We start from the raw sequence: 15,655 nt of genomic DNA on the forward strand, positions 1-15,655 counted from the left end.
TTACAAATGTTGCAAAGCAACAACACTGTGAGCAGGCGCACGTTTGTATCGATCCGGCGGGTGAGCAAGCCTGAGCTCGGATAGAATGGGCCGTCATAATCCAACAATAATCTCGGGACACCAGAGTCGTCCCCATCCTGTAACGAAGGAGTTGTTATGCAGCATACCCATGCGCTGGTCGGCGATGTCGGCGGCACCAATGCGCGTCTGGCCCTGTGTGAGCTGGCCACCGGAACTATCTCTCAGGCAAAGACCTACTCAGGTCTGGCCCATCCCAGCCTTGAAGCCGTGGTACGCCTCTATCTGGAGGAACACAAGGTACAGGTGGCTGAAGCCTGCATCGCCATCGCCTGCCCCATCAACGGTGACTGGGTTGCCATGACCAACCACAGCTGGGAGTTCTCCATCAGCGAGATGCAGAGCAATCTCGGGCTGGCACGCCTGCAAGTGATCAACGACTTTACTGCGGTCTCGATGGCGGTGCCGGTATTGGCTGAATCGGATCGCATCCAGCTGGGCGGCGCCGCGCCGGTGGCTGGCAAGCCCATCGCCATCTATGGTGCGGGCACCGGCCTTGGGGTCGCCCATCTGGTCAAGGCGGGTGAGCAGTGGCTGAGCCTGCCGGGTGAAGGTGGTCATGTGGATTTTGCTGCCAACACCGAAGAGGAAGATGCGGTGCTGCAAGTAATGCGAGGCGAATTGGGCCATGTCTCGGCAGAGCGGTTCCTCTCCGGCCCGGGTCTGGTCAATCTCTATCGCGGGCTGGTGAAATCCGATGGCCGTGAGCCCGAACCGTTTGCCCCCAAAGACATTACCGAGCGCGCACTGGCCGGGGAGTGCCTCGATTGCCGTCGCACCCTGAGCCTGTTCTGCGTACTGATGGGCCGCTTTGCCGGCAATCTGGCCCTCAATATGGGCACCTTTGGCGGCGTCTATATAGCAGGTGGCATAGTGCCGCGCTTCCAGGAGTTCTTTACCGGTTCCGGTTTCCGGGTCGCCTTTGAAGACAAGGGGCGCTTCAAGTCCTACCTCAAGGAGATCCCGGTGTTTCTGATCACCCATGAAGGGCCGGGGCTGCTCGGTGCAGGCGCTTACTTGCGCCAGTCGATGGGGATCACAATCTGATTGAAGAGGGGAACGAGGCGGGATCATCCATGGTTCAGCCTCGATTCAGTGTGAATGGCATAAAGTGGCCGCACGTAACCAAGAGTGTTGTGCTTCACAAGGAGTGGAAAGCGACTCTCATCCGCTGGATACGTTTGTCACCTGACAAGCCTGAACTGTTTCAACCGGCCTTTTGGCCGGTTTTTTTTATGTCTGATATCCGGGATTACTGGGCCAGCGCCTTCAACTGCGCCTTGTCTGGCGGATTGTTCCAGTCGATGGGACCGTGGGTAAAACGGTACTGCAACCGTGGCAGGCTGGTCTCCAGCCACTCTTCCCGAAAATAGGCATAACCCTGATCCCAATCCGGATCATTGGCCCAACCGCTCTGGAGGAAGTAGAGGCGAGTGCCCTGCCCTTCCGGCAGGAATCGCAAGCAAACCTGGGTCTTTTGCTGGCGGATATGGGGCAGGCTGGGCGGGAAATTCCAGCTGAAACTGAGCAAGTCATAGGGCATGACGGCCATGACCCGGCACCCTTCGCTGCCACGTTCACCCAGCGGGGCATCAGGCCTGAAGTAGATCTCGAAAGGACCATTCGGTTCGGCCACCATCAAACATTCGGGAGCCAGAAAACTGCGCAGACCGCTTTCGGTAGTCCAGGCGTGCCAGACATCGTCTATGTGCGCCGGAACAAAAATGTTGCCTTCAATCAGTTTATTGTCCATAAATCAGCGATCCTCAAGCCATCCATACAAGGGACTCCGGCAGTATAGCCCCATGGCAAATACAATGGACAGTGCTTAATCACACCCTTGTCATTTGCATCGATTAACCTGCCGCTGTGCAGCTGCCTCAATGAACATTGGCTTGATCCGGGAGGGCATCATGATCCGGCTCATGGAAGAACACGATATTCCCCAACTGGCCCGGCTGTTTTTAAAGAGTCGCCGCCACACTTTTCACTGGGTCGATCCCGCCCGTTTCCAACTCGAGGATTTCGAAGTGCAGACCAAAGGTGAACAGGTGTGGGTGGCCGAACAGGGGGGCAATATTTGCGGCTTTATCGCCATCTGGCAACCCGATCACTTCATCCATCACCTCTATGTGTCAAGCGACTGGCACGGTCAGGGGATAGGGCGCGCCCTGCTGGAGCGGGGCCTCGCTGATTCGCCGCACGGCTCGCTCAAGGTTGCGACCCGCAACACGGCGGCAGTAGCCTTCTACCATCGGCTGGGCTGGCAAAAGAGTGATGAGACAGGCCTCACCGGCCCCTGGTGCAAGTTGCTTAGAAGCTAGCGGGACGCCCGGCACCTGCGTTTTGCGGCTGAACAGGTACCAGCGGTGCCGGGGGGAAGAACCAGCGGTAGAGATCGAACCAGCCATCTCGCTGGGCAATCACGACCTCATGCACCGGATCGCGCTGGAAGATCGCCACCTTGTTTTCTGTCAGTGGCACCCAGGCATAGTTGACCAGCGCATATTGCGACTGGATCAGGTTGTACTCATTGAGGTAGGAGTCATCGTTACCCGATTCGTGCAGTTGGGTGCGACTGTCGATGAGGTAAACAAGCTGGTTGAAGAAAGTAAGTTGAAAACCGGTCACTCGCCACTTCTCCCTGGTCGCCTCCTCCTCTTCGATCACGGTGATTTTGCCCCAGCGGCACACCCCGTGATAGTTGACTCCATTGGCCGACATTTTCAGGTCGTAATGGCAGCCCAGACTGTTGATAAACATCCCGACCACAAACAGCAGCACGACAAGCAGTGGCAACAGCAGCAAGGTATTTTTCAGCGTTCGTTTCATCAGAGATCCCTTACAGCGTTTTTTCGAGCTCTTTATAGGAAAGCACGCGAACCTGGTGGCCGGAGACAAGCACCAGCGATGCTGGTTTGACTTGTGGCACGTCGCTCCGTGCCTCCATCTGGCAAACAACGCCGGTCGGCGAGTCGGTGCAGTGCACATGGAGCCACTCGAAATGGAGATAGCTGGCGACAAACGCCACCAGCACAACCAGTAGCAGATTGACGTACATCAGGCCCCTTGCCAGCATTGGCCGCCCGATACCGCTGAGAAAGGCAATTTTGGCGCGCTCACCAAAAGAACGGGGAGCTGCAGGCTCTTTGATGACCTCGTGGTCGGAGCTTGGTGATGTCGACGGTGGCTGCGCAGCCGCTGCAGGCGTGGGCACGCTCATCGGCTCGGGCAAGGGCTCACTCTCTGCTGGCAGTGCCTTGCCGTAATAGCTCTTCATCTTGCAGTTAAGATGCAGGGAGTACCCTTTTTTCGGGGTACTTCTGATATCCAGCGTCTGGGGGGATGAGGCGAAGTGGCGGCGAATATTGGCGATGGCCACGTTCAGGGAGTTGGGGCTGATGGGGCGACCCAACCAGCCGATATCGAGCAACAGATCCTTGTCGCACACCTCGTCATGGTGATCGAGCAGATAGCTGAAAATGAGGCTCTCTGCCGATGACAAGCGCACCACCCGGGCGCTTTGCAAGTTGTCCTTGTCGGCACAGAAGATCAACTCTCGCCTTTTGACATCAAAGACATAATCACCGAAGTGATAGGCTGATATGTTATTGCCTGGCGCAACACCCGTCATACCAACCACCTGTTATTTGCATTCATCATGAAGAAGATGGGATTCCACACCTGATAAAGCCAGATGGCGGCTCAGGACTCGCTGTAATTAAACGAAATTCTAAAGGGTCGAGATCAGCGGCACAATAGATGCAAGCAGGCATGAGCGGGGAAAATGAAAATATGCGTCCAGCGCTGTCGAACTGCGTATCGGGCAGAGCATGATGCTGCGAGTTTCGCGTATCGCGGTCACGCCAATCTCAGCTGAACAGTGACATGGGCATGACGAAAAGCGCTGCAGGACAAGGCCCCTTGCCCCTCACGACATCTCGCAGCGCCTCAAAATAATGGGAACTGGCCTGCCCCGCAGGATGATCCAACGGGGCGAAGTGAACTGACTAGACCCGAAACTGCTTGAGGAGGGTGTCGAGTTGGGCCGACAGCTGCCGCAGATCGCTGCTGGCCTCGGCAACCTTTGCCACTCTGGCCGCACTCTCGCTGTTGAGCGTCGCAATCCGGTTGACGCTGTGGCTGACCGCCTCTGCCACCGAGTGTTGTTCTTCCGATGCCTGGGCGATATACATGTTCATCTCGCGGATCAGGCTGACCTGATTTTTAATCTTCTCCACCGATGTCTGCACATCTGCCGCCTCGATGCCGGCGCGGGATGCCTTCTCCTGACTCTGTTGCATGCCGGCACCGACATTCTGGGTCGCTTGCTGCAACCGCTTGATACTGGCGCTTATCTCCTCCGTCGACTGGCGAGTACGGCCCGACAAGGTGCGTACCTCATCCGCCACCACCGCAAAACCGCGTCCCTGATCACCCGCCCGCGCCGCCTCGATGGCCGCGTTGAGGGCAAGCAAATTGGTCTGCTCGGCAATTCCGTTGATCACCTCGATGATGGTGCCAATGCTGCTGCTTTCGGTCGAAAGGGTGCGCATCAGGGTGGCGACCCGCTCCACCTCCCCCACCAGTTGATGGATGGCCTCATTGGCATGGCCCGCCAGATTGTAACCCTGCTCCACATAGAGGTTGGCCTCATCGGTGGCGCCAGAGGTTTTCACCGCATTGCCAGCCACTTCCTGCACAGCCTGACTCATTTCGGTGATGGCGGTGGCGACTTGATCCAACTCGGATTGCTGGGCGTCACTGCCTACCCGGGTATCTGCCGAGAGGGAGTCACAGAGTTCGGCGGTTTGCAACACACCGGCAGAGAGCTCGTTGATCTCCGCCACCATCTCCTGCAACTTGGCAATAAAGTGGTTGATGTTGGTGGCCAGCGCGCCCATCTCATCCTGACGGCTGATCTTCAGACGCCGGGTCAGATCCCCCTCTCCTTTGGCCAGATCGAACACCGCCTGATTCATCTGGTGAAGCGGCCTGAGCACATTGCGATGAATCAGCACCATCAACAGGGCGATGATGCAGAGATCGAGCACCAGGATCTGCCAGACGGTGGTGATCAACTGCTGGCGCAGTTGGGCCTGAATGGCGGCATCACTGGTTTGCACCAGCAATCGAGCCACGGTGTTTTTCTGGCCGCTGTCGTCATAGACCAGATCATATCCCCCATAGGCAGCGGTATCGGCAGGCATGGCTGTCACGGGGGCAATGCTCCCCGCCGTGTCACGGGCAAACCCGGCAACCAGCTTGTCCTTGTTGACCACCAGCAAAGCACTCAGGATATCGGCCGCCAGCTCGGACTTGAGCGATGCCTCGATGAAGGCCGATTCATAATTCCACAGCGGGCCGGGCAGGGAGAGCTGCAGCCGGCCGATGGCCTGTTCGACCAGCGCACTCTGTTTGCTGTAGCTCTCCGCCCTGACCGCGTTGTAGTTGTAAGCGCCAAACAACACCAGTAGCAGACTCACCGACAAGGAGGTCAACACGGCAATCCTGAACGTCAGACTTTTCCAATCCATGGTTTCCTCCCGGTTTTACGGCAGCCGGCGCAGTGCCATTGAGCGGCACTTGCTATTGGTACTGTTACTGGTACTTGGCATTGATCTTGTCGATGGTGCCATCCGCCTTCATGGCAGCGAGGATCTCGTTGAGCTTGGTGATGAGCTCATCGGGCGTATCCTTGTTAAACGCCAAGCTCATCTGGGTTTCCTTGAACACGAAGACCGGCTTGGGTGAGGCCACCTTCTCCTTGCTGGCCAGATAGGGCGCCAGATACTGGCCGGTTGCCCAAAGATCGATGCGGCCGGCCTCCAGTTTCTTCACGTTGGCGGTATCGTTGGCCGCAAGCTGCAACTTGGCAAATCCCTGGGCCTTGAGATATTCGGCGGCCGCATCACCGTTATAGCCACCCACCGAATACTGCTTGGCATCTTCCAGCGACTTGACCGTGATATTGGCGGTCGAACTGGAGAAAAACACCCAGTTGTTATTGACCAGCGGCCCTACCCACTTGAACAGTGCTTCCCGTTCCGGAGTGCGGGTCGTGGAGTAGAGGGCGGTATTGGGAGTACCGAGGGTATCTTCGTACGCCCGTTTCCAGGGCATCAGGGTCAGTTTGTATTCGACCCCAGCACGCTTGAACAGCTCTTCGACCACCTCGGTCGACAGCCCGACAATCTTGCCCCCCTCTCCCTGCATGTTGAATGGCGGGTAATCCTCGGTCATCACATTCAGTGGCGCAGCCTGAACAGCGCTTATCGCCATCATGGAAGAGACTGAAAAAATTGCACTTTTCCACAGCAGTTGATAGTTCATTGCAACCTCGCTTTGCTTGCCATTCATCCCTGAACATCCGCCGTTACCGATGGCGGTGCACGTTTGACCCGCTGGGGTCATGCCGGCTTTCACGGCTCGCCGCCCACCCATGTGCAGCAGCAAACAGATCCGGATTTTGCCTGTGCGTAACGAAACGCAACCGGCGAGGGAGGCTCACACCAAATCGAGGTGGAAACATGCCAGGGCAGCATAAGGGGTGTGCGGAGTGGGGCGGATAAGCCTCTGCCATACAACAGCGCCGTGGCAAAGAAGAAGCGCATCGTTTTATGACAGGGGTCTGGGAGAGAAATGATATAAAACGCCAACATCCATTTTCCCATACTGCTCGAGAAGACCTCAGAGCCAAACCTGTCCTTTAGCTAAGGTCACGAAAAGAGATACGTCAAATGAGAATGCTAACCCCCTCATCTGCTTCCAAATTAGATTCCAGATGAGCTCCGTCGAGCCACAAAGTGGCGCTAGATACCCGAAAATGAGAAGGCCACCGCGAGGTGGCCTTCTCCAAATCAACAATGAACGTCTGGTGAAACTCAATCCTTGGCCGCGTCCATCACACCCTCTTCGGAGTGCGCAGGCAGGATCAGGTTGAGCAGGATGGCGGCAACAGAAGCCAGGCCAACACCGGCCAGCGCGAAGTCGCCAATCTTCATCTCCAGCGCACCGACACCGACGGTCAGAGTCACGGCGACGATGGCGATATTGCGTGACAGCCCCAGATCCACCTTGGATTCCACCAGCGTCTTGAGACCGATGGCAGCGATGGATCCAAACAGCAGCAGCATGATACCGCCCATCACCGGCATCGGGATGGAGGTAAGCAGCGCATTGAACTTGCCGAAGAAGGCCAGAATGATGGCAAACACGGCTGCCCAGGTCATGGTGACCGGATTGAAGTTGCGAGTGATCATCACGGCACCGGTCACTTCGGCGTAGGTGGTCACGGGTGGGCCACCGATGAAACCGGCGAAGCAGACGCCGATGCCGTCACCGGCCAGCGTACGGTGCAAACCCGGATCCTTGGTGTAATCCTTGCCAGTCACGCCACCAATCGCCAACACGCCACCGATATGCTCGATACAGGGGGCGATGGCTACCGGCAACATGAACAACGCAGCAGCCCAGTTGATCTCCGGGGTTTCGAAGTGGGGCAGCGCCAACCAGGGGGCGTTCACCATGCCATCGAAACTCACCTGGCCCATGAAGACCGCCGAGACATAACCGGCAATCACGCCGCACAGGATGGGGATCAGCTTGATCCACCCCTTGCAGAACACAGCTGCAATCAGGGTGACCGCCAGCGAGATACCGGCCAGCGTCAGCGCAGTCCCCGCAGGTACTACCTGCTCACTACCGGCACGGCCCATCGCCATGTTGCAGGCAACCTGCGCCACAGAAAGACCGATCACCATGATCACCGGGCCAATCACCACCGGGGGCAGCAATTTGTGCACAAACCCCATCCCTTTTGCCCGGATCAACGCAGCCAGAATGAAATACATGAAACCGGCGGCAAACAGGCCAAACATGGTGGATGGCAATCCCCAGGTCTGGGTGGCGTAGATGATGGGGGCGATGAAGGCAAAGCTGGAACCGAGGAAAATCGGAACCTGGCGGCGGGTGCAGAGCTGGAACAACAGGGTGCCCACACCGGCACCAAGCAGGGCCATGGAGGGGTTCAACCCGGTGAGCAGAGGCACCAGAACCATGGCACCGAAGGCGACAAACAGGATTTGCAGCCCGGCGACACTTTGCTTGACTAAGGAAAACATGGATGTCCTTAATTATTTGATAACTGATGGGGATATTTATCACTTTTCAGTTATCACAAGACTTTTTCAAGGCACGAAATGAACACAAATGCGTCACCTGTTACCTTTTACTGCTTGGGAAGGGCATGAAACTGGCTTTTTAGGCAGGATTCGTTGCTACAAGCATCGAGTATGCGATTTTACGCATTATTGTGACGAACGCCAATCGTTTTTCTGACCGGTTTATTGAAACCCCATTCAACAGGGTGATGTTTTGTGCGCTAAATGAAGAAAACGGCGGGGACTTGACCCCGATGCTGACACGCTCACTATCTGGCAACCAATACCAGGACACATCCGACATAACAAGGAGGCCACCTGGCCTCCTTTTTCTTGCCGCTTATTTCACCCACCTTGTAACCCTCTATTGCCCCCTTCCTCTTCCCGTCTCGCGCCATGGTTCACGGCGTGTCGCCCCCCATACCTCTTTGGTGGTTAAAAACAGCCCGTCACCTATACATAAGTGTGGGGTTTGACCAGCAGGCAACCCCACTACACCAAACATCGACGAGGATACGCGATGAACATAAGAGTAAAACCTGTGTGGATTGCACTGGCATTGGCGAGCACAGGCGCACAAGCGGAACCGGTTCACGACTGGTATGCCGGGGTTGGCGGTGGCTGGGCCATTGCCCACAATCTGAATGATTTCAGTCAGGATGTCGGCAAGGATGCGACTGCGCTCTCCCTGTTTGGCGGCTACAACTTCACGGAAAACCTGGGGGCCGAGATTGGCTATCTCTCCACCGGTGACTGGGATATCAGCGGCCATGACTTCAACAGCAAGGGAGCCACGCTGTCAGTCATTGGCCGCCTGCCGCTCAGCGAGATGTTCTCGCTCTTTGCCGAGGGCGGTGGCTATATCTATCACGTCGAGTCGGTCAATGGCGGGGACGACAACCTGGCGCCGCTGGCGGGTCTGGGAGTGACGGCCCGGCTCCATGACTGGGTCGATCTGCAGGCACGCTACCGTTACATAGTGCGCGTTGGCGATGATCCGGATAACGGCAAAGCCAACAGCGGCACCCAGCGCTGGGTCAGCGACATCAGCACCGCCACGCTGGAGCTGGTGATCCACCCGAACCGCAGCCAACCCAAAGAAGCAGCCCCCACGCCCGCCCCGGTCGTGGTTCCCCCGCCACCGGCCGAACCGGAGGTGGTGGATCAGACCTTTAACCTCAGTTCCGATGTGCTGTTCGCCTTTGGCAAAGCGGACCTCAAACAGGAGGGGATGAGTGCGCTGGACGATCTCTACCAGCAGATCGTCGACGTGCAGCCCAAGGATGGCAGTGCAGTCGTGATGGGTTATACCGACCGTATCGGTTCGGATGCCAACAATCAGCGGTTGTCAGAAGCTCGGGCGCAAACCGTTGCCGACTTTCTGATCAGCAAGGGATTGCCTGCCGACAAGGTGAGCATCCAGGGCAATGGCGCGAGTAATCCGGTCACCGGCAACCAGTGTGATGCCATCAAGGCTAAGGCGGCGCTCATCGACTGCCTTGGGCCGGATCGCCGGGTAGAGGTGCGTGTCACCGGCGTACAGGGCGGCAGCGAGTAGTTCATCTTGAGGCGATAACCATGTCAGACGTGCAGTAAAAAGGGATGCCGAGGCATCCCTTTTGCTTTGCCACTTCCCGCAGAAATCAGAACGAGGTGCGGCGGTAGCGGCGATATTCCGGATGCCAGAAGTTGGCGTCGATGGCCTGATCGATCACCTCGTCCGGGGTCTGCACCGCCTTGCCCTGCAGCATGGCGGTCTTGGCCACCATCTTGGCGATGTAGCGGGAGACCTGATGGATATCCGCCAGATCCGGCAGCAGGGAGCCCTCCTCCCCTTTCACCAGCGGTGAACACTCCGCCAGCGCGCGACTGGCCGACATCAGCATGGCGTCGGTCACCCGGGTGGCGCCGGAGGCGATAACACCCAAACCGATCCCCGGGAAGATGAAGGAGTTGTTGCACTGGGCGATGACGTAGCGCTTGCCCTTGTGCTCCACCGGTGCAAACGGACTGCCGGTGGCCACCAGCGCCTGACCGTCGGTCCAGCGGATGAGGTCAGCCGGCGTCGCCTCGACCCGGGAGGTGGGGTTGGAGAGCGGGAAGATGATGGGACGGGTACAGTGCTTGTGCATGGTCTTGACCACCTCTTCGGTGAACAGCCCCGGCTGACCGGATACCCCGATCAGGATGTCCGGGCGACCGTGCTCCATCACCTCCAGCAGGGAGATGTTGTCACCCACCGGCCAGTCGGCGATGCGCTCCACCGGTTGGGAGAGACGGCGCTGGAAGTCGAGCTGGTTGGGGATCTTGTCGGTGATAAGACCAAAGCGGTCCACCATAAAGACACGGCTGCGGGCCTGGGCATCGGTCAGCCCCTCGGCCTTCATCTGTGCCACGATCTGCTCGGCGATACCGCAACCGGCGCTGCCCGCACCGAGGAAGGCAACCCGCTTCTCGGAGAGCTTGGCGCCGGAAGCCTTGCATGCGGCGATGAGGCTGCCCAGTGTCACGGCAGCAGTACCCTGAATATCGTCGTTGAAGCAGCAGAGCTCGTTCTTGTAGCGGTTGAGCAGTGGCATGGCGTTGTTCTGGGCGAAATCCTCGAACTGCAGCAGGATGTCGGGCCAGCGGCGCTTGACCGCCTGAATGAAGGCATCGACAAACTCGGCGTACTCATCCCCCGAGATACGCGGATGGCGCCACCCCATATAGAAGGGGTCATTCAGCAGTTGCTGGTTGTTGGTGCCGACATCCAGCACTACCGGCAGGCAGTAAGCGGGCGAAATGCCACCACAGGCGGTGTAGAGGGAAAGCTTGCCGATGGGAATGCCCATGCCGCCGATCCCCTGATCACCCAGACCCAGGATCCGCTCGCCATCGGTCACCACGATCACCTTGACGTTCTGCTTGGTGGCGTTTTGCAGCATGTCATCGATCCTGTCCTTGTCCGGATAGGAGATAAACAGGCCACGGGCGCGGCGATAGATGTTGGAGAACTCCTCGCACGCCTTACCGACGGTCGGGGTGTAGATGATGGGCAGCATCTCGGTCAGGTGGTTGTGCAGCAGACGGTAGAACAGTGTCTCGTTGGTATCCTGGATGTTGCGCAGGTAGATGTGCTTGTCCATGTCGTTGCCAAACGCCATGAACTGGCGATAGGCGCGCTCGGCCTGCTCTTCGATGGTCTCGATATTCTGGGGCAACAGACCTTCGAGGTTGAAGTTACTGCGCTCTTCGCTGGTGAAGGCGCTGCCCTTGTTGAGCAAAGGGGTCTCCAGCAGGGCGGGACCGGCGTAGGGAATGTAGAGAGGACGTTTCTGGTTATTATCTTCAAACATGGATCTTGGTACCTAAACGGTTAGCTAGACGCAGGGACCCGCCGATCCTAGGGGCTTGTCTCATTAATTTCAAAGAGTTTGCACATCCGTTGCAAAAGGTTTGCGACCCAGTCGACGAAAGGCGCCGGGGGTCTGACCAGTCAGACGACGAAAGCGGTTGGCAAAGTTGGCCCCATCGCTGTAACCGACCCGGGCCGCCAGCTCGCCAAGTGGCCAGTTGGTATAGAGCAGCAGCTGGCGCGCCTTGTTCATTCTGAGCTCGGTCACCCTCGCCATCGGCCCCATACCGAACGCTTGCTGACAGAGCCGGTACAGATGGGGAACGGAGCAGGCCATCTGTCGGGCCAGCAGGGCGACACTCCAGGGTTCGTCCAGGCGCGCCTCCACCCGGCGAAACAGTGCCTGCAACCTGAGTTCAGGGGTACCGCGCACCTCCCCTTGCAGGGTGCGCTCCAGCAGCGCCAGCAACAGGCTGAGCAGTTGAGGTTGCAGCGAAGAGCGAACCCCTTCCCCCTGCATCAGGCTGAGCAGATGGTAGAGCTGATCGCCGCCATCCCCTTGCCAGATACGGTGACCAAGGCGATGCAGGTGCTGCCAGCGCGGCACGTCATCGAGCAAAATCCAGCTGATCTGCCAGCTTTCGCCAATCAGCTTGAGACCACCGGGCACGGCGGCGGGCAGGAAAATCAGCGACCCGGCCGGAATGGCTTGCTCCCCCTCGTCGGTGAGCAGCGCGCCCCCCTCATCATGACTCATCATCAGGATGTGAAACTCGGGGCGATTGCGGCGGATGAGGTAGTGATCCCGCACGCGGGAGAGGCCGGTCAGGAAGATCCCTGCCTCGCCGAGCAGGGGCAGCCCTTCACGTCCCAGCATCTGCTCTTCACAGGCTGGCGCTATCTCCAGACACTCGCTGGCAAATGGCATAACACCTCAACAGGATAGTTTTACACAAGAAAATCGAGAGCTACTCACAGTGAGAAGAGCCTCATCAGCCCCTATCATACCCCTGACAAACCTTGCTTTTCTCATACTCGGTTAACAACTATGAATTATTGGCAAGCGATTTTAAAACAAACCACCGATCGCGAGTTCATGACCCGATTGTGGCGGCTGGCTCTGCCTGTCTCGCTGCAATCCATGATGTTCTCCCTGCTCGGCCTCATCGATATCATGATGGTGAGCCAGCTTGGCACCACGGCTGTGGCGGCGGTCGGCTTGGGTAACCGGGTCTTCTTCTTCAATCTGCTGGTGATAGCGGGCCTCGCGGGCGGGGTCTCGGTATTGGCAGCACAATACTTCGGGCGAGGTGAGATGGCCGGGGTGCGCCGCTCCCTGGCGCTGGCCATAGTGGGCGCCCTGCTGGTCACCCTGCCCTTTGCCTTCATCTATGTGTTATCACCGGGCAGCGTACTCGGCTTTGCCAGTCAGGATCCGGCACTGCGCGAGCTGGCGGATCAATTCCTGATGATCACCGGCGCTACCATCCTCTGTACCGCCATCGTGGTGCCGCTGGAGTCAGCCCTGCGCTCGGTCGGCAATGCCGCCGCGCCGACTCGCATCGGCATTATCGCCATCATCGCCAACGTCATCCTCAACTACGCCCTCATCTTCGGTCACTTCGGCTTCGAGGCGATGGGGGTCGCCGGTTCGGCCTGGGGCACCACCATTTCCCGGCTGCTGCAGACAGCCCTGCTGCTGCTCTACGTAAAGCGTTATGAGGCGCGCCTGATCCCGCGTGCACCAGACTGGCTGGCCGCCTTCAAGCGCAAGGAGGTGGTGCGCTTTACCCTGATCGCCCTGCCGCTGCTGTTCCATGACGGCCTCTGGGCCTTCGGCATGCTGATTTACGGCTTTCTCTACGCCCATCTTGGCACTGACTCGCTGGCCATCATGACCACCCTCGGCACCCTGGAGAGCATCCTTATCTCCCTCTTCTTCGGACTGGCGGTGGCCTGCTCCACCCTGCTCGGCCACCGGCTCGGGGCCGAGGAGTACGAGATTGCCTGGCAGCACTCCCAGCTGTTCCTGCTGCTGGCACCGATTGGCGCGCTACTGGTGGGGATCATCGTCTGGTTGCTGCAAGCCAACCTGCTGCAGTGGGTCGGCAACCTGCCCCCCGAGCTGATGACGGAGGCGGGTCAGGTGCTCGGCATCATGTGTCTCGGGATGCTGCTCAAGGTGTTCAACATGGTGGGGATCATCGGGGTGCTGCGCTCTGGCGGCGATGTTAACTACAGCATCTTTATCGACATCGTCGGCATGTGGTGCATCGGCATCCCGCTCGCCTGGGTGGCGGTCACGCTACTCGGCTGGCCCCTCTCCTGGGTGGTGGCGGTGGTCTTGCTGGAGGAGCTCAGCAAGGTGTTGCTGGTGCAGCGCCGTATTCGCCAGCGCTGCTGGTTGAAGAATCTGGTGATCGGATAAACAGCCACAAATCGGGGTCATATCAATGACAGAAAAACCCTGTTTGCAGTATGCTGGGCGCCTCTTCAATCAGAGGCAGGGATCCACGATCTCCCTGTCCAGTAGTCGTTTAAGGAGACGAGCATGCAACCACAGAAAGAGCTGATCACCGAGACGGCCCTGCTTGAGATGGCCAACAAGATCATTAAAGAGCATGAAGACTTCATCCACGGTATGCGCGCCGATTCGGTGGAGCAGAAGGGGGATATTCTGGTGTTCAAGGGGGAGTATTTCCTGGCCGAAGATGGCACCCCGACCGGCAAGACCATGGCGGTCTTCAACATGTTCAAGCTGCTGGCCCAGCAACTCTCCGGCAAGTACAAGCTGGCCTGATCTCGCCAGCACATTGCCAACAGGATGCCGCCCTCAGGCGGCATCTGTTTTTGCGCGGTTCTGCCCCTCAACCACCACGCAGTTGCGTCCCGCCATCTTGGCCTGATAGAGACACTCGTCGGCACGGTTGATCAGAATATCGATGGTGTCATCGGAACGAGCCATGGCAATCCCGATACTCACCGTCACCTCCAGCAATTCATCCGAAGTGGGACTCTTCACCAGCCGCGCCTCAACGGCAATGCGCAGCCGCTCGGCCATTTTGCTCGCCAGCGCCGGATCGGCACAGTTGTGCATCAGGATAGCAAACTCTTCGCCGCCATAACGCCCCAGCACCATGTCAGGCTCCAGCTGCTCGCCCAGGGTGGTCGCCACCTCCTTGAGCACCGCATCCCCCGCCAGATGGCCGTAGATATCGTTGATCCGCTTGAAGCGATCGAGATCCAGCAGCATCACCGCAAAGGGCTTCTTCTTGAGTTGCAGCCGGATTCTGGCCTGCTCCAGCTGCTTCATCAGCAGGCGGCGGTTCATCATGCCGGTCAGCTCATCAGTGGTCGATTCCCGATATAGCCGCAGCAGCATATTGAGCTGGCCGCACTGCACCCAGCAACTGGCCATGGTAAACATGCCGAGCACCCACACCTGATTCAGGGTGGCCTGACTCCAGATGCTCTGTCCCACCAGCAGCCAGTGGCCCAGCAGCATGGTCACCAGTACCACGCCTGCCAGTTGCAAGCCGAGGGATAGGGGGATGGGGAAGATGGCAAACAGGGTGATCAGCAGATAGGGAAAGGCCGCATAACCCGCCTGCAACTCCTGTCCGGCGCCAAAGCTGTTCAGGCAGAAGAGGGAGAAGAGCATCATCACGGCCATCAGGTAGCCAAGGGCCAGCTTCATTCTTTCCCGCTTGAAGTGGATGAGGTACGAGAGCGGAATAAGTGGCGAGAGCGCCAGGGTGCAGAAGATCCTGGCCTGGAACAGCTGCTCGAAATGAACGGCGGGCAAGGTCAACCAATCCACCACTGCCCAGGCGGGCAATCCAAGCATCAGCAAGCAGGTCAGCAGGCGCAACCGCACCGTCATAAACCCCATGCGAGTACGAGTAAAATCTTCGGAGTGAACCCTCGCACTCCAGAACTCTGACAACTTGAGCATCCAGAGTCTCCACGATGAATACTGAGGGCTCATTCTACACCTACAAAGTGGTAAAAATGTCATTAGCGGGGAGAATAAAAAGGAGAGGTCGATCACACAAACCGACAGATGATAATCTCAGCG

At 58.1% G+C, this 15,655-nt stretch carries 13 protein-coding genes and 1 pseudogene; 5 read left to right on the forward strand and 9 right to left on the reverse strand.

The features are described from left to right. Nucleotides 1-153: 153 nt before the first annotated feature. Nucleotides 154-1,125, forward strand: a pseudogene (glk, locus tag AB5Y86_RS13305) (glucokinase); the annotation flags it as partial. Between the two features lie 205 nt (nucleotides 1,126-1,330). On the opposite strand, the gene AB5Y86_RS13310 reads toward glk, so the two are convergent. Beyond that, on the reverse strand, nucleotides 1,331-1,831 hold the full coding sequence (locus AB5Y86_RS13310; RefSeq protein WP_157161186.1) for an SRPBCC domain-containing protein: 501 nt from the start codon (nucleotides 1,829-1,831) through the stop codon (nucleotides 1,331-1,333). A 160-nt stretch (nucleotides 1,832-1,991) separates the two neighbouring features. On the opposite strand from AB5Y86_RS13310, the gene AB5Y86_RS13315 reads away from it, so the two are divergent. Then, nucleotides 1,992-2,402: an N-acetyltransferase family protein gene (locus AB5Y86_RS13315; RefSeq protein WP_368193036.1), complete on the forward strand. Its 411-nt coding sequence runs from the start codon at nucleotides 1,992-1,994 to the stop codon at nucleotides 2,400-2,402. Here AB5Y86_RS13315 and AB5Y86_RS13320 read toward each other — a convergent pair. The 5 genes from AB5Y86_RS13320 to AB5Y86_RS13340 form a co-directional block, all read right to left on the reverse strand. Then, on the reverse strand, nucleotides 2,392-2,910 hold the full coding sequence (locus tag AB5Y86_RS13320; protein WP_088868743.1) for a hypothetical protein: 519 nt from the start codon (nucleotides 2,908-2,910) through the stop codon (nucleotides 2,392-2,394). The genes AB5Y86_RS13315 and AB5Y86_RS13320 overlap by 11 nt on opposite strands. A gap of 10 nt (nucleotides 2,911-2,920) precedes the next feature. Beyond that, on the reverse strand, nucleotides 2,921-3,634 hold the full coding sequence (locus tag AB5Y86_RS13325) for a transcriptional regulator (protein ID WP_368193037.1): 714 nt from the start codon (nucleotides 3,632-3,634) through the stop codon (nucleotides 2,921-2,923). A gap of 454 nt (nucleotides 3,635-4,088) precedes the next feature. Further along, a complete protein-coding gene (locus AB5Y86_RS13330) occupies nucleotides 4,089-5,615 on the reverse strand; it encodes a methyl-accepting chemotaxis protein (protein ID WP_043822455.1) in 1,527 nt (508 codons plus the stop codon). A gap of 64 nt (nucleotides 5,616-5,679) precedes the next feature. Further along, nucleotides 5,680-6,411, reverse strand: a complete 732-nt coding sequence (locus tag AB5Y86_RS13335) for an ABC transporter substrate-binding protein (RefSeq protein ID WP_005334783.1) — start codon at nucleotides 6,409-6,411, stop codon at nucleotides 5,680-5,682. Between the two features lie 551 nt (nucleotides 6,412-6,962). After that, nucleotides 6,963-8,201 (reverse strand): uracil-xanthine permease family protein, encoded by a 1,239-nt coding sequence (locus AB5Y86_RS13340; RefSeq protein WP_005334784.1) that lies wholly within the window; start codon nucleotides 8,199-8,201, stop codon nucleotides 6,963-6,965. A 559-nt stretch (nucleotides 8,202-8,760) separates the two neighbouring features. Between AB5Y86_RS13340 and AB5Y86_RS13345 the strand changes: the two genes are divergently transcribed. Next, nucleotides 8,761-9,798, forward strand: coding sequence for an OmpA family protein (locus AB5Y86_RS13345; RefSeq protein WP_123173541.1), 1,038 nt, complete (start codon nucleotides 8,761-8,763; stop codon nucleotides 9,796-9,798). 85 nt (nucleotides 9,799-9,883) lie between these two features. Here AB5Y86_RS13345 and AB5Y86_RS13350 read toward each other — a convergent pair whose 3' ends face one another. Both AB5Y86_RS13350 and AB5Y86_RS13355 read right to left on the reverse strand, forming a co-directional pair. Next, the gene (locus AB5Y86_RS13350; RefSeq protein ID WP_368193038.1) at nucleotides 9,884-11,578 is read right to left on the reverse strand and encodes an NAD-dependent malic enzyme; all 1,695 of its coding nucleotides are present in this window, start codon (nucleotides 11,576-11,578) and stop codon (nucleotides 9,884-9,886) included. A 69-nt stretch (nucleotides 11,579-11,647) separates the two neighbouring features. Then, the gene (locus AB5Y86_RS13355; protein WP_368193039.1) at nucleotides 11,648-12,505 is read right to left on the reverse strand and encodes a helix-turn-helix transcriptional regulator; all 858 of its coding nucleotides are present in this window, start codon (nucleotides 12,503-12,505) and stop codon (nucleotides 11,648-11,650) included. Nucleotides 12,506-12,625: 120 nt separating this feature from the next. On the opposite strand from AB5Y86_RS13355, the gene AB5Y86_RS13360 reads away from it, so the two are divergent. Further along, nucleotides 12,626-14,005: an MATE family efflux transporter gene (locus tag AB5Y86_RS13360; protein ID WP_005343930.1), complete on the forward strand. Its 1,380-nt coding sequence runs from the start codon at nucleotides 12,626-12,628 to the stop codon at nucleotides 14,003-14,005. 123 nt (nucleotides 14,006-14,128) lie between these two features. Continuing rightward, nucleotides 14,129-14,377, forward strand: coding sequence for a YciN family protein (locus tag AB5Y86_RS13365; RefSeq protein ID WP_005338382.1), 249 nt, complete (start codon nucleotides 14,129-14,131; stop codon nucleotides 14,375-14,377). Nucleotides 14,378-14,410: 33 nt separating this feature from the next. Here the strand turns inward: AB5Y86_RS13365 and AB5Y86_RS13370 are convergent, their stop codons facing one another. Next, complete coding sequence (locus tag AB5Y86_RS13370) at nucleotides 14,411-15,532, reverse strand: GGDEF domain-containing protein (protein ID WP_005349944.1); 1,122 nt, start codon at nucleotides 15,530-15,532, stop codon at nucleotides 14,411-14,413. Nucleotides 15,533-15,655: the final 123 nt, after the last annotated feature.

The sequence above is a fragment of the Aeromonas sp. s8 genome, assembly GCF_040907785.1.
In the GTDB taxonomy this organism is placed as follows: domain Bacteria; phylum Pseudomonadota; class Gammaproteobacteria; order Enterobacterales; family Aeromonadaceae; genus Aeromonas; species Aeromonas veronii.